The organism is Allobosea sp. TAB14 (genome assembly GCF_052113865.1).
GTDB lineage: Bacteria > Pseudomonadota > Alphaproteobacteria > Rhizobiales > Beijerinckiaceae > Allobosea > Allobosea spartocytisi.
This window is the reverse complement of sequence record NZ_JBFRDQ010000098.1, coordinates 1-20,105: the sequence shown is the minus strand read 5'-3', so window position 1 is coordinate 20,105 and position 20,105 is coordinate 1. Positions and strand designations below refer to the sequence as shown.

Annotated in this window: 21 protein-coding genes and 1 pseudogene; 11 read left to right on the top strand and 11 right to left on the bottom strand. The window is 67.4% G+C overall.

The genetic code is table 11. The features are described from left to right. Positions 1-364 (top strand): hypothetical protein (locus AB4Y99_RS15990; RefSeq protein WP_441523987.1); only part of this gene is annotated, 364 nt, incomplete at its 5' end. 57 nt (positions 365-421) lie between these two features. Here AB4Y99_RS15990 and AB4Y99_RS15985 read toward each other — a convergent pair. From AB4Y99_RS15985 to AB4Y99_RS15965, 5 genes are read right to left on the bottom strand one after another with little or no spacing between them, the layout of a single operon-like run. Continuing rightward, positions 422-1,327, bottom strand: a complete 906-nt coding sequence (locus tag AB4Y99_RS15985; protein WP_441523986.1) for a polysaccharide deacetylase family protein — start codon at positions 1,325-1,327, stop codon at positions 422-424. An 11-nt stretch (positions 1,328-1,338) separates the two neighbouring features. Then, positions 1,339-3,051, bottom strand: a complete 1,713-nt coding sequence (locus AB4Y99_RS15980; protein WP_441523985.1) for a dipeptide ABC transporter ATP-binding protein — start codon at positions 3,049-3,051, stop codon at positions 1,339-1,341. After that, positions 3,048-3,926 (bottom strand): ABC transporter permease, encoded by an 879-nt coding sequence (locus AB4Y99_RS15975; RefSeq protein ID WP_441523984.1) that lies wholly within the window; start codon positions 3,924-3,926, stop codon positions 3,048-3,050. Before AB4Y99_RS15975 ends, AB4Y99_RS15980 begins: the two co-directional genes overlap by 4 nt. Then, positions 3,923-4,897 carry an ABC transporter permease gene (locus tag AB4Y99_RS15970; RefSeq protein WP_441523983.1) on the bottom strand — a complete coding sequence of 325 codons (975 nt, stop codon included), beginning with the start codon at positions 4,895-4,897 and terminating at the stop codon, positions 3,923-3,925. Before AB4Y99_RS15970 ends, AB4Y99_RS15975 begins: the two co-directional genes overlap by 4 nt. Positions 4,898-4,919: 22 nt before the next feature. Next, a complete protein-coding gene (locus tag AB4Y99_RS15965) occupies positions 4,920-5,621 on the bottom strand; it encodes a creatininase family protein (RefSeq protein ID WP_112762433.1) in 702 nt (233 codons plus the stop codon). 157 nt (positions 5,622-5,778) lie between these two features. On the opposite strand from AB4Y99_RS15965, the gene AB4Y99_RS15960 reads away from it, so the two are divergent. From AB4Y99_RS15960 to AB4Y99_RS15940, 5 genes are all read left to right on the top strand, one after another. After that, positions 5,779-6,309, top strand: coding sequence for a MarR family winged helix-turn-helix transcriptional regulator (locus AB4Y99_RS15960; RefSeq protein ID WP_441523982.1), 531 nt, complete (start codon positions 5,779-5,781; stop codon positions 6,307-6,309). Positions 6,310-6,338: 29 nt separating this feature from the next. Continuing rightward, complete coding sequence (locus tag AB4Y99_RS15955; protein ID WP_441523981.1) at positions 6,339-7,934, top strand: ABC transporter substrate-binding protein; 1,596 nt, start codon at positions 6,339-6,341, stop codon at positions 7,932-7,934. A gap of 73 nt (positions 7,935-8,007) precedes the next feature. Further along, entirely contained in the window at positions 8,008-8,955 is a 948-nt protein-coding gene (locus tag AB4Y99_RS15950; RefSeq protein WP_441523980.1) for an isoaspartyl peptidase/L-asparaginase family protein, read from the top strand. A gap of 13 nt (positions 8,956-8,968) precedes the next feature. Further along, positions 8,969-10,006, top strand: coding sequence for a ketopantoate reductase family protein (locus AB4Y99_RS15945; RefSeq protein ID WP_441523979.1), 1,038 nt, complete (start codon positions 8,969-8,971; stop codon positions 10,004-10,006). Beyond that, the gene (locus tag AB4Y99_RS15940; protein ID WP_441523978.1) at positions 9,979-10,734 is read left to right on the top strand and encodes an SDR family NAD(P)-dependent oxidoreductase; all 756 of its coding nucleotides are present in this window, start codon (positions 9,979-9,981) and stop codon (positions 10,732-10,734) included. The genes AB4Y99_RS15945 and AB4Y99_RS15940 overlap by 28 nt, the downstream gene beginning before the upstream one ends. 140 nt (positions 10,735-10,874) lie before the next feature. Here the strand turns inward: AB4Y99_RS15940 and AB4Y99_RS15935 are convergent, their stop codons facing one another. The 4 genes from AB4Y99_RS15935 to AB4Y99_RS15920 are packed head-to-tail and all read right to left on the bottom strand — an operon-like array spanning position 10,875 to position 12,803. Next, positions 10,875-11,309 carry a VOC family protein gene (locus tag AB4Y99_RS15935; RefSeq protein ID WP_441523977.1) on the bottom strand — a complete coding sequence of 145 codons (435 nt, stop codon included), beginning with the start codon at positions 11,307-11,309 and terminating at the stop codon, positions 10,875-10,877. Positions 11,310-11,328: 19 nt separating this feature from the next. After that, complete coding sequence (locus AB4Y99_RS15930) at positions 11,329-11,811, bottom strand: DUF1579 domain-containing protein (RefSeq protein ID WP_441523976.1); 483 nt, start codon at positions 11,809-11,811, stop codon at positions 11,329-11,331. 59 nt (positions 11,812-11,870) lie between these two features. Further along, positions 11,871-12,416: an SRPBCC family protein gene (locus AB4Y99_RS15925; RefSeq protein WP_038364983.1), complete on the bottom strand. Its 546-nt coding sequence runs from the start codon at positions 12,414-12,416 to the stop codon at positions 11,871-11,873. Between the two features lie 39 nt (positions 12,417-12,455). Continuing rightward, positions 12,456-12,803 carry an ArsR/SmtB family transcription factor gene (locus AB4Y99_RS15920; RefSeq protein ID WP_441523975.1) on the bottom strand — a complete coding sequence of 116 codons (348 nt, stop codon included), beginning with the start codon at positions 12,801-12,803 and terminating at the stop codon, positions 12,456-12,458. A 160-nt stretch (positions 12,804-12,963) separates the two neighbouring features. Between AB4Y99_RS15920 and AB4Y99_RS15915 the strand changes: the two genes are divergently transcribed. Next, entirely contained in the window at positions 12,964-14,280 is a 1,317-nt protein-coding gene (locus AB4Y99_RS15915; RefSeq protein WP_441523974.1) for an AMP nucleosidase, read from the top strand. Between the two features lie 8 nt (positions 14,281-14,288). Here the strand turns inward: AB4Y99_RS15915 and ubiB are convergent, their stop codons facing one another. Beyond that, positions 14,289-15,845 (bottom strand): 2-polyprenylphenol 6-hydroxylase, encoded by a 1,557-nt coding sequence (ubiB, locus tag AB4Y99_RS15910; protein WP_441523973.1) that lies wholly within the window; start codon positions 15,843-15,845, stop codon positions 14,289-14,291. A 16-nt stretch (positions 15,846-15,861) separates the two neighbouring features. Continuing rightward, the gene (gene ubiE, locus AB4Y99_RS15905) at positions 15,862-16,623 is read right to left on the bottom strand and encodes a bifunctional demethylmenaquinone methyltransferase/2-methoxy-6-polyprenyl-1,4-benzoquinol methylase UbiE (protein WP_441523972.1); all 762 of its coding nucleotides are present in this window, start codon (positions 16,621-16,623) and stop codon (positions 15,862-15,864) included. Between the two features lie 114 nt (positions 16,624-16,737). Here ubiE and mutM point away from each other — a divergent pair, with 114 nt between their 5' ends. The 4 genes and pseudogenes from mutM (at position 16,738) to rpsT (ending at position 19,923) form a co-directional block, all read left to right on the top strand. Next, positions 16,738-17,628: a bifunctional DNA-formamidopyrimidine glycosylase/DNA-(apurinic or apyrimidinic site) lyase gene (mutM, locus tag AB4Y99_RS15900; protein ID WP_133560286.1), complete on the top strand. Its 891-nt coding sequence runs from the start codon at positions 16,738-16,740 to the stop codon at positions 17,626-17,628. A 202-nt stretch (positions 17,629-17,830) separates the two neighbouring features. Beyond that, on the top strand, positions 17,831-18,604 hold the full coding sequence (locus AB4Y99_RS15895) for an enoyl-CoA hydratase (protein WP_441523971.1): 774 nt from the start codon (positions 17,831-17,833) through the stop codon (positions 18,602-18,604). 108 nt (positions 18,605-18,712) lie between these two features. Continuing rightward, positions 18,713-19,475 (top strand): annotated as a pseudogene (locus AB4Y99_RS15890) (pyridoxal-phosphate dependent enzyme). A gap of 181 nt (positions 19,476-19,656) precedes the next feature. Next, on the top strand, positions 19,657-19,923 hold the full coding sequence (rpsT, locus tag AB4Y99_RS15885; RefSeq protein ID WP_038365000.1) for a 30S ribosomal protein S20: 267 nt from the start codon (positions 19,657-19,659) through the stop codon (positions 19,921-19,923). Positions 19,924-20,105: the final 182 nt, after the last annotated feature.

The following is a 20,105-nucleotide window of genomic DNA, read 5'->3' as shown; positions in this document are numbered from 1 at the left end:
GGGGCGCTGCGGGCGCGCGCTCGCCAGGAGGTTGTCCCGGCTGTCCCGGGCGGCCGGGCTGGCCGGGTTGACCGCCGGCTCCGGCACGCCCCGGCTGGCCGCCGGCTCCTGGATGCCCCGGCTGACCGGGTTGGCCGGGCTGGCCTCCTCCGGGACCGGGCTGGCGCTCACGCTGGCCGCGGCCACGATCGTCGTCGCCTCCCGGCGCCTGGGCGAGCTGGACGCCCAACGGCGCGAAGGCCTGCCCCGCCTGGGAGAGGATAAGGGCCGGCAGGACCGTTCCGACCAGCAGCAAGCGTTTCGTGCGCATCGCGATTCCCGTCATTCGTTCAACCTGCGCGGTATCAGGGCCCTTGCGGCCTGAACCGGCGATGAAGCGAAAACGGCGGGAATCGGGCAGCGGTTCCACCGCCCGAGCGGGTCAGATGCCGGCCTCGTCCTTCACATAGGCCGCGATCTCGGCATGGGTCGCGAACCAGCAATCGCCCTTGGCCTTGGCGAGGCGAACCAGCTCCTCGAGGATCCAGAAGCGCGAGCGGTAGGTGATGACATGCGGGTGCATGGTCAGCAGGAAGAGCCCGCCCTCGGCATAGGCGCCCTCGAATTCGCGGCGGAAGATGTCGAAGACCGCTTCCGGCGGCGTATAGGGTCGGAGCGCCTGGAAGCGGTTCATGCTGAGATACGGCGCGTCGTCGCGGATCCACTCGACCGGCAGTTCGACGATGCCGGTCGGCTCGCCCTTCTCGACGATCTCATAGGGGTCGTCATCGGCGAAGAGCGAGGAATCGTAGAGCAGGCCGAGCTCGCGCTCGATCGCGAGCGTCACGTCGGAAAAATCCCAGGACGGCGTGCGCATGCCCACCGGGCGGACGCCGGTGACCTTCTCCAGCGTATCGGCCGAGCGCAGGTGCAGTTCGCGCTCGTTTTCGGGCGGAACCGCCGTATTGACCTCGTGAATCCAGCCGTGGAGGCCGATCTCATGGCCCTCGCCGATGATGCGGCGCTGCTCTTCCGGGTAGAGCAAGGCGGTGACGGCGGGCACGAAGAAGCTTGCGGGGATATCCTGCCGCTTCAGCAGGTCGAGGATGCGGGGCACGCCGACGCGGTTGCCGTACTGGCCCCAGGAAAGCCGCCCGACCGACTTGCCGCCGTCGCGCAGTTCGTTGGTCTCGTGGTCGACGTCGAAGGAGAGCGCGACCGCGCAGCGGGCGCCGTTCTTCCACTTCGCGGGCTTCAGATTCCGGCCGGCGCGAACCTGCTCGACCTTGCCGCGCCAGACCTCTTCCGGCCATTGCCAGGGCAGGAGTTCATCGGACTGGCTCGTCATGGTCGCTCTCCTCAGGTCGTCACAGCGCGCGGTAGCACCGGCACGGCGGCGAGCAGGCGCTTGGTGTAGTCGTGCTGCGGATGATCGTAGACCTGGCCGGCCGGGCCGCTCTCGACGATCTTGCCGCGATACATGATCGCGACGCGGTCGCAGAGATGGCGGACGACCGAGAGGTCGTGCGAGATGAAGATCAGCGTGAGATCCAGTTCCTGCCTGAGCCTGATCAAGAGGTTGATGATCTGCGCCTGAATGGAGACGTCGAGCGAGGCGACCGGCTCGTCGCAGACCACGACATCGGGCTGCATGGCGAGCGCGCGGGCAATGGCGACGCGCTGGCGCTGGCCGCCGGAGAACTGGTGCGGGTAGCGGTCCGCGAAATCGGGGTTGAGCCCGACCGCCGCCAGCCATTGCCGGACGTAAGTCTTCGCCTCGCCGCTTTTGATGAGGCCGTGCGCCAGCGGACCTTCCGCGATGCTGTCACCCACCCTCATGCGGGGGTTAAGCGAGGCGAAGGGGTCCTGGAAGATCGTCTGGACGCGCGTCGTGACCTTGTGCGGATGGTCGCCCGCGCTCATCACCGGCGCATCGTCGATGCGCACGAAACCACTGTCCGGCGCATAGATGCCGGCCGCGACGCGTCCGAGCGTCGATTTGCCCGAGCCGGATTCACCGACGAGACCGAGCGCCTCGCCGCGCTTCAGCACCAGCGTGACGTCATCGACGGCCTGCACAGCGGCCGGTGCCTTCGACAGGCCGGCCTTCTGCGCGAGCTTGCGGAACAGGCCGGGCGTCTGAGCAAAGCGCTTGGCGACATGCTCGATGCGGACATAGTGCACGGCATCCGCGACGACGGGCGGCGCCTGTTTCACAGCGCGCGGCGGCGGCGCGACATCGGCGCCGACGCCCCCGGCGAGCAGCTTGCCGGGCTCGGAGCGTGAGGGCAGCGCGTCGAGGAGCGACCGCGTATAAGGATGCTGCGGATGGGTCAGGACATCGAGCGTCGGCCCGGYCTCGACGATCTTGCCGTAGCGCATGACGCAGACATGGTCGGCGAGCGAGGCGACGACGGCGAGGTCGTGGCTGATCCAGATCAGCGCCGTGCCGAGCTCGGCGACGAGCTCCTTCATCTCGACGAGAATCTCGGCCTGGACGGAGACATCGAGCGCGGTCGTCGGCTCGTCGCAGATGATCAGCTTCGGCCGATGCAACAGGGCAATCGCGATGGCAACGCGCTGGCGCATGCCGCCGGAGAACTGATGCGGATAGAAATCGACCTTGGCCTCGGGATCGGGAATGCGGACCTGCGCCAGCGCCGCGACGGAGCGGCGGCGGGCCTCGGCACCGGAGACCGTTTCATGCGCTTCCAGGGCGAGCCGGATCTGCGTGCCGATGGTCAGCATCGGGTTCAGCGTCATCATCGGGTCCTGGAAGACCATCGAGATCTGCTTGCCGCGGATTTTTCGCAGTTCCGCCGAAGGCAAGCCGACGAGTTCGCGCTCCTCCAGCTTCACCGACGAGCCGGACTCAACGCGGCCGGGCGCGTCGATCAGCCCGATGATCGAGAAGCCGGTGATGCTCTTGCCCGAGCCGGACTCGCCGACGAGCCCCATCACCTCGCCGCGCTTCAGCGCAAAGGAGACGCCGTCGACCGCCTTCACCACACCATTGCGGGTGTGGAAATGGGTGGCGAGGTCGGTGACCTGAAGGAGAGGCGCGTCGCTCATCGCTTCAGCCTCGGATTGACCTGGTCGCGGATGCGGTCGCCGACGAGGTTGATCGCGACGATCAGGACGATCAGGGCGATGCCGGGATAGATCGAGATCCAGTAGCGGCCGGACAGCATGTACTGGAAGCCGTTCGAGATCAGCATGCCAAGCGAGGGCTCCGTCWSCGGCAGGCCGACKCCGAGGAASGAGAGCGTCGCCTCCAGCGCGATGGCATTCGCCACCTGCACGGTCGCGACGACGATCAAGGGCGGCAGGCAGTTCGGGAAGATATGGCGCAGGACGACGCGCCAGCCGGGCAGGGGCGTCGAGAGCACCGCCTCGACATAGTCCTTGCCGCGCTCGGCCGAGGCCGCGCCATGGGCGGTGCGGGCGAAATAGGCGTATTGCGCGCAGGCCAGCGCCGCGATGAGCTGGAGCTTGCCCTGGCCCAGCAGCGCCGAAAGCACGAGCGCCAGCAGGATCGCCGGGAAGGCGAGCTGCAGGTCGATGACGCGCATGATGAAGGCTTCCCAGCGCCCGCCGATATAGGCCGCGCCGATGCCGAGCGTGACGCCGAGCGTAAAGGCGAGCGCGCCCGCCACCAGGCCCATCTCCAGCGAGATCCGCAGGCCGTAGAGGATGGCCGAGAGGAGATCGCGCCCCTGCGCATCCGTGCCGAGCCAATGGGTATAGCCGCCTTCGCCGACGAAACCCGGCGGGCGGCGCGCATCGGAAAGCGAGAGATTGGCGAGGTCGTAAGGGTCCTGCGGCGCGACGAGCGGTGCCAGCAAGGCAATGCCGATCATCAGCACGACCACCGCGAGCGCCACGACCGCGACCTTGCTCTCGCGGAACTCGGCCCAGAAGCGGGCTGCGGGAGAAGCGTCGGTCATCGCGCGCCCCCCTTCCTGAGTCGCGGATCGAGCCCGACATAGGCGAGGTCGACGAGGAAGTTGATGGTGATGAAGACGAAGGCGACGAGCATGAGATAGGCGACCATCACCGGCCGGTCGAGCGACTGGATCGAATCGATGATCAGCTTGCCGATGCCCGGCCAGGAGAAGATCGTCTCGGTGACAACGGCGAAAGCCAGAGTCGAGCCGAATTCGAGGCCGAAGACGGTGACCAGCGGGATCGCGATCAGCCGCAGCACATGGCGGCGCAGCACGGTCCACTCGGACAAGCCGGCGGCGCGGGCGAATTTCACGGTGTCGGAGAGCATGGTCTCGCGGGTGCCGGCGCGGGCGAGGCGCGTCATCAGGGCGAGCTTGAAGAGGGCGAGGTTCAGCGCCGGCAGCAGGAGGTGGCTCAAGCCGTTCAAGGTGAGGAAGCTCCACTCGACGCCGAAGACGGAGACGGTCTCGCCGCGCCCGCCGGCCGGCAGCCATTGCAGTTCGACGGCGAAGGCCATGATCAGCACGAGGCCGATCCAGAAGGTCGGCACCGAGAAGCCGAGGATCGAGACCGTCATGATCAKCCGGGAGGCGAAGCTGTCTGGCCTGTAGCCCGCATAGATGCCGGCGGGGATGCCGATCAGCGCCGCGCCGCAGACCGCAGCCAGCGTCAGTTCCAGCGTCGCCGGCAGCCGCGACAGGATGAGATCCATCACCGGCATGCCGAAGACGAAGGAGCGGCCGAAATCGCCGTGCAGCACGCGGCCGAGGAAGGTGAGGTACTGCTCCCAAAGCGGCCGGTCGAGCCCGTAATGCGCGATGGTCTGGAGCCGGAGCTCCTGGCTGACATCGGGGCCGATCAGGACATCGATGGGATTGCCGATCGCGTAGACGCCGACGAAGACCAGCACCGACATGACGAGCATGACGACGAGGGCCTGAGCCAGGCGGGAGGCGATGTGGCCTAGCATGCGTGAAGCCTTCGGCGCGACGTCACGGCCAGTTCTCCACCATCGCTGCACGGGTCTCCTCGACGCCGACCTGCCAGAGCTCCAGCATTTCCTCGTCCGGCCGCTGGTAAAGGCCGTGGAAATTGCCGTCTCCGAGGATCTCGCGCCGCTTCGCCGGGCTGGCGGCCTGATATTCGGCGGCGTTGAAGGGCGGCTTCAGCTTATCGGGCATGGCCACGCCCGCAAGCCGCGTCCAGGGGAAGTTCTCCATCCAGGAGGCGTGCGAGGCGGCCGGATCGACCGCCTTGACCGCCGCCTGGAATTGCGGCGCCGCCCACCAATTATGCAGGCGGATGCTGGCATCCGGGTGCTTGTCCAGCCATTCGGTCGCGAAGTTGAGAGCCGGCGAATTGCCGCCATGGCCGTTGACCAGCACGATCCGGCGGAAGCCCGAGCGGTAGAAGCCGTCGAAGATGTCACCGAGCAGAGCCGCATAGGTGCTCATGCGCAGCGAGATGCTGCCGGGGAAATCCAGGAATCCCGGCGTCAGGCCATAGGCGAGCACGGGAAAGACGGGAATGCCGAGCGGCTCGGCCGCCTCCTGTGCCACGCGCTCGGACAGGATCACATCGGTCGCGAGGCTGAGATAGGCGTGCTGCTCGACGCTGCCGAGGGGCAGGACGCAGCGATCGTCGCGGCGCGCCTGCGCCTCGATCTGCATCCAGTTCATCTCGGCAACCAGCACGGTGCGTTCCTTGCTTGGGTCATTGGAGCGACGGACAAACTACTAATGCGATAGACTAAATGGATTGCGATGGCGCGATCCCGGCACTACCCTTGACTCCGTCCCAAGATACGGTCAAGTTCCATCTGGAACTAATTTGACCGAAGAGACAGCCGTCATGAGCCGCTCTCCGAGCCCCCTTTCGCCTGTCGATCCCGCACGCGAAGCGGCGCTGGGCGCGCTCGATCCCCTGATCGTGACCAAGCTCTGGGAAAACCCCTRCTGGCTGTCCTTCCGGCTGAACTTCGTCGCCTTCCGCTTCAACGACCCGGTCTATCGCTGGATCGAGACGCGCTACGGCCTGGTCCGGCCGGATTTCGTCGCGCTCTATGCGGTCGGCCTCAAGGAGGGCGTGGCGGCGAAGAACATCGTCGCCTCGGCCGGCCTGCCGAAGAACACGCTCTCGCGCGCGATCCAGAAGCTGCTGCAGCGACGCCTCCTGAAGCGCGAAAGCGACCCGGCCGATCTGCGCAGCTACGTGCTGCATCTGACCCCGGCCGGCCGCAAGATCTTCGACGAGACCATGCCGCTGATGGTGGAGCAGCAGCAGGCCATGCTCGCCTGCCTCAGCTCCGAAGAGCAGCGCCAGCTCCGCACGCTAATGGACAAGCTCGTCATCGCCTCGCCCGACTGGCCGCAAGAACTCTAGACGACATCAACGCCAACAACAGGGGATCCATGATGAATCTGGCACGCAGCTTTCGTCTCGCCGCCTTCGCCGCCCTGCTCGGCGCCACCGTCTCGACCGGCGCGCTGGCCCAGACGCTGACGATCGGCGTCCGCGCCGGCCCGGAATCGATCGACCCGCACTTCACCGCGACCGGCACCCATGCCGAGGCGCTGAAGCAGGTCTTCGACACGCTGATCTGGTCGGGCGACAAGCTCCAGCTCGAACCGCGGCTCGCCACGAGCTGGAAGGCGATCGAGCCCAATGTCTGGGAGTTCAAGCTGCGCCCCGGCGTCAAGTTCCATGACGGCTCGGACTTCACGGCGGAGGACGTGAAGTTCTCGATCGAGCGCATTCCGGTCGTCGCCGGCCCGAACCCGACGACGATCTATGTCCGCCGCGTCAAGGAGGTGAAGATCGTCGATCCGCTGACGGTGCAGGTCGTCACCGACGGGCCCGCGCCGAACCTGCCGAACGACTTCATCCGCCTCTTCATCGTCTCGCACAAGGCGGCCGCCGGCCTGACCAAGGACAATGCCAACGAGGCGTTCAACTCCGGCAAGGCCGCGATCGGSACCGGCCCCTAYAARTTCGTGTCCTGGACGCCGAAGGACCAGCTCGTGCTCGAGCGCTTCGATGGCTATTGGGGCCCGAAGGAGCCCTGGGCCAAGGTCGTGCGCAAGGAACTGCCGAACGACGCCGCCCGCGTCGCGCAGCTCAAGGCGGGCCAGGTCGACATCATCGTGCGCGCGCCGGCTTCCGACGTGCCGACGCTCAAGCGCGACCCGAAGCTCACCGTCACCACCATCGAAAGCGTCTATCTCTTCAACATGGAGCTCGACATGCGGGACAAGTCCCCGCAGGTCAGCGCCAAGGACGGCTCGCCCCTGCCGAAGAACCCGATGCAGGACGTCCGGGTGCGCGAGGCGATCGACCTCGCCATCGACCGGCCGGCGCTCGCCGAGATCGCCATGGAAGGGCTGGGCGCCCCGGCCAACCAGCTGGTGACGCCGACCATCGCCGGCTTCAACAAGGAGCTGCCGGCGCTGAAGCCCGACCTCGCCAAAGCGAAGAAGCTGATGGAGGAGGCCGGCTACCCCAACGGCTTCARGGTCACCTTCTCCTTCACCAATGACCGCCTGCCCGGCGACCGGCAGGTCGGCACCTCGATCGCCCAGATGCTGGCGCGCATCGGCATCGAGGTGAACGCCAACGCCCAGCCCGGCGCCGTCTTCTTCCCGGCCCGGCTGCGCGGGGATTTCTCCATGTCGATGTCCGGCTGGGGCACGCTGACGGGCGAGGCCAACTACACGCTGTCCTCGCTGGTGCATTCGAACGACCCGGCCAAGAAGCTCGGCGCCTTCAACGTCCAGAACTACGCCAACCCGCAGGTCGACAAGCTGATCGAGGACGCGGCCATCGAGATGGACGAGGCCAAGCGCAACAAGATGCTCTCGGATGTCGCCGCGATCGTCGCCAAGGACCGGCCGCGCCTGCCGATCACGGCCGTCGGCTCTGCCTGGGCGATGCAGAAGGACAAGGTCACCATCGCGCCGCGCGTCGACGAGGACACGCTGGCGATGGACATCAAGCCTGTTAAGAAGTGACCCTTCGCCTCCGCCTCCCGGCCGGCCCCGTGCCGGCCGGGACGGACCAGATCACTTCGACGGAACCTCTTTCATGACACTTGCTCTCGCCATCCACGGCGGCTGCGGCACCTTGCCGAAGGCCGAGATGACCGAAGCCGAATGGGCGCAGGCCCGCTCCGACCTCGCCGGCGCGTTGCGCGCCGGCTGGACCATCCTCGCCAAGGGTGGGCCGGCGGTGGACGCCGTCGAGGCCGCCGTGCGCGTCATGGAGGATTCGCCGCATTTCAATGCCGGCCACGGCGCCGCCTTCAACGCCGATGGCGAGCATGAACTTGACGCCTCGATCATGGATGGGGCGACGCTCGCTGCCGGCGCGATCTGCGCCGCCAAGCACATCCGCAATCCGATCGTCGCGGCCAAGGCGTTGATGTTGCGCGGCGATCCGCTGTTGCTGGCCGGTCCGGCCGCCGACGTCTTCGCCGAGCATGAGGGCGTCGACACCGTCCCCAACGAATATTTCTCGACCGAGCGGCGACGTAAGAACCTCGCCTCGATGAAGATCCGCGAAATCGTCGGCACGGCTTCCGAAGCCAGCGAGGCCGAGAAGCACGGCACGGTCGGCGCCGTCGCCTGCGACGCGCAGGGCCATCTCGCCGCCGCGACCTCGACCGGCGGCTACACCAACAAGCCGGCCGGGCGCGTCGGCGATTCGCCGATCATCGGCGCCGGCACCTATGCSCGCGACGGGCGYTGYGCSGTCTCSGGYACSGGCAAGGGCGARTAYTTCATCCGCTACTGCGTCGGKCACGAGATCGCATCCCTGGTCGCCTATAAGGGCCTCACGCTGGAACAGGCGACGCAGGAGGTTCTGGGCGAGCTTTCCGACCACAAGATCGGCGCCGGGCTGGTGGCTGTCGGCGCCGACGGCACGATCGTCGCGCCCTACAACACTGAAGGCATGTATCGCGGCTGGGTGACGTCGGACGGGCTTTTGCACGTCGCCACCCATGGCGATGTCGAGATGGTCGGGCAGGCCTGATGAGCCGGCGCGGATGAGCGAACCGATCCTGATCTGGGGCGCCGGCGCGATCGGCGGGACGCTCGGCGCCTATTGGGCGCGGGCCGGCGTGCCTGTGCTCCTCGTCGATGTCGTACCCGGCCATGTCGAGGCCTGCCGAACGCGGGGGCTCTCGACCACCGGACCGGTTGCCGAATTCCGGCAGGTGGTGCCGGCCGTGACGCCGCAGGAGCTGGACGGCCGCTATCGCCGCATCGTGCTCGCCGTGAAGGCCGGGGCGACCGAGGCCGCGCTCGCCGCGCTGAAGCCGCATCTGGCCGAGGACGGTTTCGTGCTCTCCGCCCAGAACGGGCTCAACGAGCTCGCCATCGCCAGGGCGGTCGGCGAGCGGCGCACGCTCGGCTGCTTCGTCAATTTCGGGGCCGACTGGCTGGGCGACGGCGAGATTCTCTATGGCAATCGCGGCGCCGTGGTCGTGGGCGAGATCGACGGCTCCGTCAGCGAGCGCGCGGCCGAGATGCACCGCCTGCTCAAGCTGTTCGAGCCGGATTCGATCCTGACCGACAACATCTGGGGCTATCTCTGGGGCAAGCTCGCCTACGGCGCGATGCTGTTCGCCACGGCCCTGACCGACGATTCGATGTCGGCGAACTTCGCCGACCCGCAGCGCCTGCCGGTCTGGCTCGCGCTTGGCCGCGAAGTCGGCGCGGTGGCGAGCAAGCGCGGCATCACCTCGCTCGGCTTCGGCGAATTCGACCCGATGGTGTTCGCGCCGGGCGCGCCCGAGGGGCCGCAGGTCGCGACGATCGCATGGCTCGCCGACTACACCTCGCGGACGGCCAAGACCCATTCCGGCATCTGGCGTGACCTTGCGGTGCGCAAGCGCAGGACCGAGGTCGATCCGCAGATCGGCATCATCGCCACGCTCGGACGCGAGGCCGGCGTCGCGACGCCGGCGCTGGAGACCCTGGTCTCGCTCATCCACGACATCGAGGAAGGCCGCCGCCCGATGGCCTTCGAGACGCTGAAGGTGCTGATCGACCGATGCAGATCCGTTTCGACGGCCGCGTAGCCCTCGTCACCGGCGCCGCCCAGGGCATCGGGCGCGCCATTGCCACGGCGCTGGCAGAGGCCGGCGCGCGTGTCCATCTCGCCGACATCGATGCGGATGGCGTCAAAGAGACCGCCCGGAGCCTCGGCGCGACCGCCCATGCTGTCGATCTTGGCTCGCCCGAGGCGGCGCAGGCTCTGGTCCATAGCATCGCCTCCGCCGATGACGGGCTCGATCTCCTGGTCCATGCCGCCGGCGGCGTGCGCGGGCAGGTCGGCCGGCCGATCGAGGACATCTCGGAAGAGGATTGGCGCGCCATCTTCGCCGCCAATGTCGATGCCGCCTTCTTCCTGGCACAAGCTGCGGCTCCGGTGATGCGACGGGCCGGCTATGGCCGCATCGTCACGATCTCGTCGGGCGCGGGCCTGCGCCCGAGCCTCACCGGCATTCAGGCCTATGCCAGCGCCAAGCACGCTCTGGTCGGGCTGACGAAGCAGCTCGCCTGGGAGTTCGGCCCGCATGGCATCACGGTGAATTCGGTGGCGCCCGGCTTCGTCCGCTCCAACCCCGCGACCGAGCGGCAATGGCAGAGCTATGGGCCAGAGGGCCAGAAGCGGCTGGTCGAGAGCATCCACACCCGCCGGCTCGGCACGCCCGAGGATATCGCCAACGCGACGCTGTTCTTCCTGAGCGAGCAGGCCGGCTGGATCAGCGGGCAGGTACTCTCGGTCGACGGCGGGCGCTCGTAGAGGCGGCTCGGAAACACGCCGTCATCCCGGACAAGCGGCGAAGCCGCGCAGATCCGGGATCCATCACAGAGCGCAGAGCCTCACGATGGATCCCGGGTCAAGCCCGGATGAGGGCGTGTTTCCTCAGGAAACCGGCAGCGTCAACCGCAATTCGCCTGATCCGCCGGCATCTCCGCCCCGACCATCCAGCTCGTGCCGAACCGGTCGGTCAGCATGCCGAAGCGCGGCGACCAGAAGGTCTCGGCCATCGGCATGGTGACCTTGGCGCCACCTTCGGAGAGCCCTGCGAAGATGCGTTCCGCCTCCTCCGGCGTCTTCACGCCGACGCTGACGGAAACCGAGCGCATCGGGCCGTCCGAGCGATCCGGCGGCGCGTCCGAGGCCATCAGCATCTGGCCGTCGATCTCCAGGCAGGCGTGCAGGATCTTGTCGCGCCATTCGGGCGGGACGTGCTCCTCGGCCGGCGTACCCGTGTGATCCATCATGGCGAGCATCTTGCCGCCGAGTACCTTCTCGTAGTGGGTGAAGGCCTCGCGGCAATTGCCGCCGAACATCAGATAAGTCGAGAGTTTCATCGTCGTCTCCTCCTTTGATTCAGGCCTTGCGGCGGTAATGGGCTGACATGAACTCGGTCCACTGACCGTCCGGGCCGAGCGCGCGCGAGGTCAGGGTCCGGTGGCCCGGCGACAGGAAGGTGATGACGTCCTGATACTTCGCCATCGCCCCATCGCCGGCCATGCTCGGCCCTTCGGTGTCGAGAACCAGCGCCTTGCGATCGGCGTCGAGCGCGCCGTCATAGTGCCAGATCATCGACATCATCGAGGCGATGAAGCTGCCGACATAGCGCCCCTTGGCCGAGTCGAAGCCGAGCGTCATCAGGCTGGTGACGGGCGAACCGTCCGGGCACACGCCCTGTCCTTCACCGAGGGTCCAGAGCCCGCCGAGCGAGCGGACCGTTTCCGTGCCCTGCGTGTTGGTGGGCGGCTGATCCGGCCCCATCGAGGCCGTGATTTCGACGCTCCACTCGCCGACGAGCTGCTGCAGCCACTCATGTTCCTTCTGCGGTTCGGAATTCATCGGTCGCTTCCTTCCTCATGATGTTTTTTGGGGAGATGACGGCCCTGCGGCGGCAGGCGTCAGGCGGGCCGCTCGGCGGCCGCCTTCATCGCTGCCAGACCGGATTCGAAATCGCCGCCGACCATGCGGTCCATATCCATGAAGACATGCATGATCTTGCCGATGAAGGGCGTCGGGCCGGTCATGGTCCAGGTGACATTCGTCGCGGAGCCCTGCGGGGCGAGAGCGAAGACAACGTCGTTATGCGCCTCGAATGGCTTGAGAAAATCGAGCTTGAGCGCGATCCTGGCGGGCGGGTTGGCCTCGAGGATGCGCATGCCGCCCTCGCCGACATTCTTGTCGCCGGCCCAGGCATAGGTCGCGCCGACCCCGCTTTCCGGCCCGCCATAGCTGCGCGTCATGGCGGGATCCTTCTTCTCCCAGGGCGACCAGGCGCCCCAGGCCTTGAAATCGGCGATGAGCGGATAGATCCGCTCCGGCGGCGCATTGATCGTGGCCGTGCGCGTGACCTGGAAGGTGTCGGGCTTGCGGGCGGCAAGGATCAGCACCACCGCGACGGCGATCACGACGAGGCCGAGCAGGCTGAGGAGAGCTGTCTTGAGCATGACGAGAAGCCTTTTGATCCAATTGAAGAGATCTGGACGTCAAACGCCCGGTTCACCCGGCGGTTTCGCCTTGATCGCGCGCAGGACCTCGTCCAGCCGCCCCAGGCTCTGGTCCCAGAAACGGCTGTAATGCTCCAGCCATTCCGAGACGTCCTGCAACGGGCCGGGATCGAGCCGGCAGGGTCGCCACTGCGCCTCCCGCCCTCGCGTGATCAGCCCGGCCCGCTCCAGCACCTTCAGATGCTTGGAGACGGCCGGCAGGCTCATCGCGAAGGGCTCGGCCAGTTCCTTCACCGAACTCTCGCCTTGCGACAGCCGGGCCAGGATGGCGCGGCGGGTCGGGTCGGCGAGGGCGGCGAAGGTCAGGCTGAGCGGGTCCGCCGACATCTATGAAACCAATCAGTTAATTAACTGATTGGTTTAGTAATGCCGAATTCCACCCGCGTCAAGCCGTCCTTTCCCCCAATCTGGCGGGGCGGACCGCCGGTTGTTGTCAGGACCGAGGGCGCATGGTTAGAACCGACGGGAGAGAAGGATGCCGCCGCCCATGAGCTTCGAGACCGCCGCGACGCCCGAAGCCGCCATCGACCGCCTCGAACGGCTCTATGAGGAGGCGCGCGGCGCGCTGCGCAGCGATCTCCAGCGCTTCTTCGAGACCGGAGAGCCGCCGACCCCGGAGCAGCGGGAGCGCTATCGCTACCCCATGCTGCGGGTGAGCTACGAGCCCTCCAAGCTGCCGGCGGCGACGCGGCGCGGCTACGCCAAATTCGCCGCGCCGGGCATCTACTCGACCACAGTGACCCAGCCGGCCGAGTTCAGGAGCTATCTGCTCGACCAGCTCAAGCCGCTCGTCGCCGAATACGGCGCGATGATCGAGACCGGCATCAGCCAGCAGGAAATCCCCTATCCCTATGCGCTCGAAGGTGGCGACGAGCTGGGGCGCGGCAAGATCACCGCCGCCGAGCTCGCGCGCTATTTCCCGACCCCGCTGCTCGCGCTGGTCGGGGACGAGATCGCCGACGGCACCTTCGACATCGTCGAGGGCGAGCCGCGGCCGCTTTCGCTCTTCGACGCGGTGCGCGTCGACTATTCGCTGCGCCGGCTGGTGCATTACACCGGCACCGACTGGCGGGCGGTGCAGCCCTGGGTGCTGCTGACCAACTACCATCGCTATGTCGACCAGTTCGTCCGGCTGGGCCTGGCCGAGATCGAGGCCGGCACGGCCGAGGCGCTGGTCGCGCCCGGCGGCATTCGCATCGACCGCGACGGCGTCGACGTCTCGGCGGCCGAGCGGGTGATGTCGGCGCCCTGGCACCGCTTCCAGATGCCGGCCTATCACCTGATCCGGAAGGATGGCGACGGCGTCACCCTGGTCAATATCGGCGTCGGCCCGTCCAATGCGAAGAACATCACCGACCATCTGGCGGTGCTGCGCCCCAATTGCTGGCTGATGGTCGGCCATTGCGGCGGCCTGCGCCAGACGCAGATCATCGGCGACTACGTCCTCGCCCATGCCTATCTCCGGCAGGACGGCATCCTGGACGAGTTGGTGCCGCCGGACATCCCGATCCCGGCCCTGGCCGAGGTGCAGGTCGCGCTGCAGCAGGCCGCAGCCGACATCACCGGCGAGAAGGGCGATACGCTGAAGCAGCGGCTGCGCACCGGCACCGTCGTGACGCAGGACGACCGCAACTGGGAGCTGCGCTGGACCAAGGAGCGCCGCCGCATCAACCTGTCGCGCGCCATCGCCGTCGACATGGAATCGGGCACGATCGCGGCGCAGAGCATCTCAGGACGGAAAGGCGCCTCTTCCTGCGAGAGATTCTCGGGTCGAAGCTGTGCTTCGCCCGAGAATGACGGCTGAGGCTTGACCTAGCCGAACACGCCGTAGGCGACCAGTGCCGCGATCACCCAGAGCGCCGCCGTGCCCCAGCGATTGCGCTGCGCCTCGGCTCGGCCGATCGCGGCGACGCTGCGCTCGTCGAGCGCAAAACCGTGGCGCGAGGCGTCTTCCAGCTGCCCGAGGACGCGCTCGGCCCGAACGACCGTGTCGGGCAGCGCCGCCAGCGAGCCGAGCAGGGAGCGGGCGCCGCGCCCGGCCTCCTCCAGCTTGCCGATCGGCCCGAGATTATGGGTGATCCAGCTGCGCACGACGGGGTCGGCCGTGCCCCACATATCGAGATGCGGATCGAGCGAGCGCGCCACGCCCTCGACCACCACCATGGTCTTCTGCAGCATGACGAGCTCGGTGCGCGTCGCCATGTCGAACATGCCGGTGATCTCGAAGAGCAGGGTCAGGACCTTGGCCATCGAGATCTGGTCGGCGCGCTTGTCGTGAATCGGCTCGCCGACGGCGCGGATCGCCTGGGCGAAATCCGCGACATCGTGATGGGCGGGGACATAGCCCGCCTCGAAATGCACCTGCGCGACGCGCGTGTAGTCGCGGGTGATGAAGCCGAGCAGGATTTCCGCGAGGAAGCGCCGCTCCTTCAGGCCGAGCCGGCCCATGATGCCGCCATCGACCGCGACGAGCCGGCCTTCGGCATCGACGAAGAGGTTTCCGGGATGCATGTCGGCATGGAAGAAACCGTCGCGGATCGCRTGCTTCAGGAAGGACTGGATGATCTTGCGGGCCAGCTCCGGCAGGTCGTGGCCGGCGGCGCGCAGGCCCTCGACATCGGAGAGGCGAAYGCCGTCGATCCATTCGTCGACSAGCAYCTCSCGCGCSGTSAGCTGCCARTCCGGCTYCGGSACGCGGAAATCGGYRTCKTCCYTGGTRTTCTCGGCGAATTCGGAGAGGGCGGCGGCCTCGAGCCTGAGGTCCATCTCCATCGCGACCGAGCGCGCCAAGGTCTCGACCACGCCGGTGAAGCGCAGACGGCGTGCCTCGGCCGAGCGCGCCTCGGCCTGCTCGGCGCCGAAGCGCATCGCGGCGAGATCGCGGTTGAAGCGGTCGCGGATGCCCGGCCGGAGGATTTTCACCGCAACCTCGCGGCCATCCTTCAGCCGGGCGCGATGGACCTGCGCGATCGAGGCGGCCGCGACCGGCTCGCTGAACTCGGGAAACAGCGTCTCCAGCGGCACGCCATGCGCAGCCTCGACGATGGCGCGCGCCTCTGCCATCGAAAAGGCCGGCATCCGGTCCTGCAGGGCGGACAGATCCTCGGCGATCTTCATGCCGACGACGTCCGGCCGGGTCGCGAGGAACTGGCCGAACTTGACATAGGAGGGGCCGAGCCGGGTCAGCGCCGCCGCGAGCCGCGTTGCGGAAGAGCCCGCGCCGCGCCGCTCGATCAGCCGGCCGACGCGGATCAGGCCCCGCGCCAGCGGCGGCAGCACGGAGGGGTCGACCAGTGCCAGCGCACCCTCGCGCGCCAGCACGAAGCCAACGCGCACGCCGCGCAGCATGTGGAAGAAGGAGGAGATCATGCCGCCGCAGCCAGCATCACAGCTTCCAGCCGGAATGCAGCGCCACGACGCCGCCGGTCATGGCCGTGAACTTCGCCCGGCGGAAGCCGGCATCCTCGATCATGTTGGCGAAGGCCTGCGGCTTCGGGAATTTGCGGATCGATTCGACGAGATACTGGTAGGGCTCGGCCTCGCCGGTGACCATCCGGCCCATCGGCGGGATGACCTTGAAGGAATAGGCCTCGTAGATCTTGTCGAGCAGGGGCACGTCGACATGGCTGAATTCGAGGCAGAGAAAGCGCCCGCCGCGCTTCAGCACGCGATAGGCCTCGGCCAAGGCCTTGTCGATGCGCGGCACGTTCCGGATGCCGAAGGCGATGGTGTAGCAGTCGAAATGACCGTCCGGCAGGCCGAGTTCCTCGGCATTGCCCTGGACGAAGCGGATGCGATCATTATCCGGGAAGCGCTTCTCGCCCCGCTCGCGCCCGACGCGCAGCATGTCCGCGTTGATGTCGAGCACGGTAACATCAGTCAGCGGGCCGCCGGCCTCCAGCACCGAGAAGGCGACGTCGCCCGTGCCGCCGGCCACGTCGAGATGATGGAAGGCCCGATCCTTCGGTGGGTTGATCGCGGTCAGCAGCGCGCTCTTCCAGGCCCGGTGCAGCCCGCCCGACATCATGTCGTTCATCAGGTCGTAACGGTCTGCGACCTTGTGGAAGACGTCGTCGACCTTGGCCTGTTTCTCGGCGAGCTTCACCGTCTCGAAGCCGAAATGGGTGGTGTCGGAAGCTGCTGTCACGGTCGGGCCGGCCTTGTGCAAATCTGTCTTGTATTCGCCTGAGCCGATCAATAGCCAAAGGCGGCGGGCTTGTCGCGGGCCCTCTCGACGCAGGCTTTATTTGAGGTCGCTGATATGCCGGAGCTCCCCGAGGTCGAAACCGTCCGGCGCGGGCTGGAGCCCGCCATGCTGGGCGAGCGCTTCGCACGCGTCGAGCTGCGCCGGCCGAACCTGCGCTTTCCCCTGCCGGAGCGCTTCACTGAGCGCCTGACAGGCCGGCGGATCGAGGCCCTGTCGCGGCGAGCGAAATACCTGATCGCCGATCTCGACGACGGCGCGGCGCTCGTGATGCATCTGGGTATGAGCGGGCGCTTCATCGTCGAGGCGCCCGGAACGCCGCCGACCGAACCCGGCAGCTACTACAACGATATCGGCCGGCATCTGATCCACGACCATGTCGTGTTCGAGATGGGGACGGGCGCGCGCGTCACCTATAATGACGTGCGCCGCTTCGGCTTCATGGATCTCGTTCCCCGCGCCGAACTGGCGACATCGAAGCATTTCGCCGGGATGGGCATCGAGCCGCTCGGCAACGAACTCTCCGGCGAGACGCTGGCGAAGCTGTTCGCGGGGAAGTTCGCGCCCTTGAAGGCCGCGCTGCTCGACCAGCGGCTCGTGGCGGGCCTCGGCAATATCTATGTCTGCGAGGCGCTGTTCCGGGCCGGGCTCCATCCAGAGGCGGAAGCCGGAACGATCGCGACGCCGACGGGGCGGCCGCGCGAGAAGGCGCATGAGCTCGCCCGCATCATCCGCGAGGTGCTGGAGGAGGCCGTCGCGGCCGGGGGCTCGACGCTCCGCGACTTCGCCCATGCCGACGGCTCGCTCGGCTATTTCCAGCACCGTTTCAAGGTCTATGACCGCGAGGGCGAGACCTGCGTCACGCCCGGCTGCGGCAAGCTGGTGAAGCGCCTAGTGCAGTCGGGCCGCTCGACGTTTTATTGCGAGAGCTGCCAGCCGAGGCGGTAGAGACACGCGTCATTCTCGGGCTTGACTCGAGAATCTCCGGCCGGAAGTGACACTGGAGCCTCCTCTTGCACGAGATGCTCGGGTCAAGCCCGAGCATGACGCGCTGGGGGAGACAGCGAATGCGCGGATGTGCGCAACGCGCATGGACCGCTCTCGCGCCGCTCGCTAAAGCTGGCGGAGCAGGACCATCCGGGAGGCCGCCATGGCTTATGAGACCATTCTCGTCGAGACGAAGGGCAAGGTCGGGCTGATCACGCTCAACCGACCGCAGGCGCTGAACGCGCTGAACGGCCAGCTCATCGACGATATCAATGCGGCGCTCGACGGCTTCGGCCGGGATGACGGCATCGGCTGCATCGTCATGACCGGCTCGGAAAAGGCCTTCGCTGCCGGCGCCGACATCAAGGAGATGCATGGCCGCACCTTCCCGGGCACCTATCTCGACGACAAGTTCGAGGACTGGGACCGGATCGGCCGGCGCAAGAAGCCGATCATCGCGGCGGTCGCGGGCTTCGCGCTGGGCGGCGGCTGCGAGCTTGCCATGATGTGCGACTTCATCATCGCGGCGGATAACGCGAAGTTCGGCCAGCCCGAGATCAATCTTGGCGTCATCCCCGGCGCCGGCGGCACGCAGCGCCTGACAAGGGCGGTGGGCAAGGCCAAGGCGATGGACCTGATCCTCACCGGCCGGATGATGAATGCCGAGGAAGCCGAGCGCTCCGGACTCGYCGCGCGCGTCGTGCCGCTCGCCGACCTGCTGACCGAGACGCTGAAGGCGGCCGAGGCGATCGCCACGAAGTCGCTGCCCTCCGTGCTGATGGCGAAGGAGGCGGTCGAGCGCGCTTTCGAGGTAACCCTTCAGGAGGGGTTGCGCTTCGAGCGCCGCGTCTTCTCCTCGCTCTTCGCCACCGCCGACCAGAAGGAAGGCATGTCCGCCTTCGCCGAGAAGCGGAAGCCGGATTTCAGGAACGCCTGAGCAACCGGCCATCGCCTGCCGCATGGCGGCGTCGAGCGGCCCCGCCTTGATGGACCGGCGCTCCTGCTGGCAGATAGCACACGTCTTTCGCCAGCAGGATTTCCCGCCATGAACGCCCAGACCGGACCGTCCCTCCCGACCTATGCCGATGTCGAGGCGGCGGCCGAGCGGCTGAAGGGCATCGCCCACCACACGCCGGCGATGAGCTCCGCCACCGCCAACCGGCGGACGAATGCGAGCCTGGTCTTCAAGCCCGAGAATTTGCAGCGCATGGGCGCCTTCAAGTTCCGCGGCGGCTACAACGCCATCGCCTCGCTCTCACCCGCGCAGAAGAAGGCCGGCGTCGTCACCTTCTCCTCCGGCAACCATGCCCAGGCCATCGCCTATGCGGGCCAGCTCTTGGGCGTGCCGACCACGATCATCATGCCGAACGACGCGCCAGCCGCGAAGGTGGCGGCAACGGAGGGCTATGGCGGGCAGGTCGTGCGCTATGACCGCTATACGCAGGATCGGCTCGCCATCGGGGATCGCCTCGCCAGCGAGCGCGGGCTGACGATCATCCCCCCTTACGACCATCCCCATGTCATCGCCGGCCAGGGCACGGCGACGAAGGAGCTGATCGAGGATGCCGGCCCCTTCGACATCCTGATCGTGCCGCTCGGCGGCGGCGGGCTGCTCGCCGGCGCGGCGCTCGCGGCGAAGGCGCTCAATCCGGGGCATGAAGCTCGTCGTCGAGCCGACCGGCTGCCTCGCTGCGGCGGCGGCCTTCACCGGCGCCGTGCCCGTCGAAGGGCGGCGCGTCGGCGTCATTCTCTCCGGTGGCAATGTCGATCTGGCGAGCTTCGCCCGCTTCATCGCGCCGTCAGTGTGAGCCTCATGGTAAAGCTCACGCGGATTCCGCGTTGACGGCGGCCGCGCGAGCGATTATAGCCCCACCACTCGCGGCGGCCCGCGCAAGCTCGGCCGCCGCTCACGTGTTTCCAGCAAGGTAGCGGTCAGAACCGCCGGCTCAACGCCAGGCGACGGACCGTGATGAAGACGAGGACGTTTGGATGGCCAATACGACGTCGGCCAAGAAGGCCACGCGCAAGATCGCGCGGCGCACCGAGGTCAACAAGAACCGCCGCTCGCGCATGCGCACCTTCCTGCGCAAGGTCGAAGAGGCGATCGCCACGGGCAACAAGGCCGCCGCGGCCGAGGCGCTCAAGGCTGCCCAGCCCGAGATCATGCGCGCCGCGCAGAAGGGCGTGGTTCACAAGAACACCGCCTCGCGCAAGGTTTCGCGTCTCGCCCATCGCATCGGCGCGCTGGCCTCCTGAGCCACCTTCGCGGACCGCATCGCATCGTTTAAAAGCCCGGCTCGACGCCGGGCTTTTTTGTTGGCTTCAAGCCCCCCTGTTGCCGCCTCGCCACGCGCCGCCACGGAAGAAAAAAATCGTTACGGCAAGCCGATTCGGCAATCTTTCCACGGCTTTACGGACTTGACTCTCCGGGCGCTTTC